We start from the raw sequence: 1,256 nt of genomic DNA on the forward strand, positions 1-1,256 counted from the left end.
AGCACCAAGGACATGGCCGACCAGATCAACGCCAACGCCGCCAAGCTGGGCGTCACCGCCAACTACGACAGCCAGGCCAAGAAGCTCACCATCACCTCGGCCACCGGCGAGAACGTCACCTTCGGCAGCGACACCGGCAACGCCGCAGGCGCCATCAGTGTCGCCTCGCAGAAGTCCGACGGTACCTACAGCACCGCTGTGGACGTGCGGGCCGGTGGCGGGTCCGCCATGGGCTACGTGAAGCTGGATTCGCCGACCACTTTCGCCATGACCGGCAACACCACGGCGATCTTCGGTGCCACCTCTTCCTCGTTGAGCAAGGTGTCCGATGTCGACATCTCCACCGCTGACGGTGCGCAGAAAGCCCTGTCGGTGATCGACCAGGCCCTGGCCAACATCGACAGCCAGCGTGCCGACCTCGGTGCGGTACAGAACCGCTTCGACAACACCATCAGCAACCTGACCAACATCTCGGAGAACGCCACCTCCGCCCGTAGCCGGATCAAGGACACCGACTACGCCGCGGAAACCGCGAACCTGTCGAAGAACCAGGTGCTGCAACAGGCCGGTACCGCGATCCTGGCCCAGGCCAAGCAGCTGCCGCAGTCGGTACTCAGCCTGCTCCAGTAAGGCTGACCGCTGGGCAAAGGGAGAAGGGGATTACCCCTTCTCCCTTTTTGGCTTGGGCGGTTCGGATTGCGCCCTGATTCCTACGTGGTCCCGTAGAGGTTTCGCCTGAAAGCTGGCGTTGCTGGCAGACCTGCCAAACTCCCGGCGCAGAGCGCTTTTAGGGGTTGAGAGCCATCAAAAAGCTATCAAGCAAAGCTAAAGTTTCTCGGACTGGCGCCGATAAATTCCTTGAATGCGAAACACAGGGACGCCTGAACCAGCCGCTCTAGCGTGGGGGTTGAGGCAAACAAGGCTCTACTGGAGGACGCCACCATGGCCCTTACCGTCAATACCAACATCCCGTCTTTGAACACCCAGCGTAACCTGCAGAACGCGTCCAGCTCCCTGGCCACCTCCATGCAGCGCCTGTCCACCGGTAGCCGTATCAACAGCGCCAAGGATGATGCTGCCGGCCTGCAGATCTCCAACCGTCTGACTAACCAGATCAACGGTTTGAACCAGGCGACCCGCAACGCCAACGACGGTATCTCCCTGTCGCAGACCGCTGAAGGCGCCATGCAGCAGTCCACCAACATCCTGCAGCGTATCCGCGACCTGGCCGTGCAGTCCGCCAACGGCTCCAACAG

Annotated in this window: 2 protein-coding genes; both read left to right on the top strand. The window is 61.5% G+C overall.

Translation table 11 applies throughout. The annotated features are described in order from the left end of the window. On the top strand, positions 1-630 hold a 630-nt coding region (locus FAZ11_RS24625; RefSeq protein ID WP_277751762.1), incomplete at its 5' end, for a flagellin. A gap of 312 nt (positions 631-942) precedes the next feature. After that, positions 943-1,256: flagellin N-terminal helical domain-containing protein (locus FAZ11_RS24630; protein ID WP_479681258.1), on the top strand; the 314-nt coding region annotated here is incomplete at its 3' end.

The sequence above is a fragment of the Pseudomonas rhizoryzae genome, assembly GCF_005250615.1.
Lineage (GTDB): Bacteria > Pseudomonadota > Gammaproteobacteria > Pseudomonadales > Pseudomonadaceae > Chryseomonas > Chryseomonas rhizoryzae.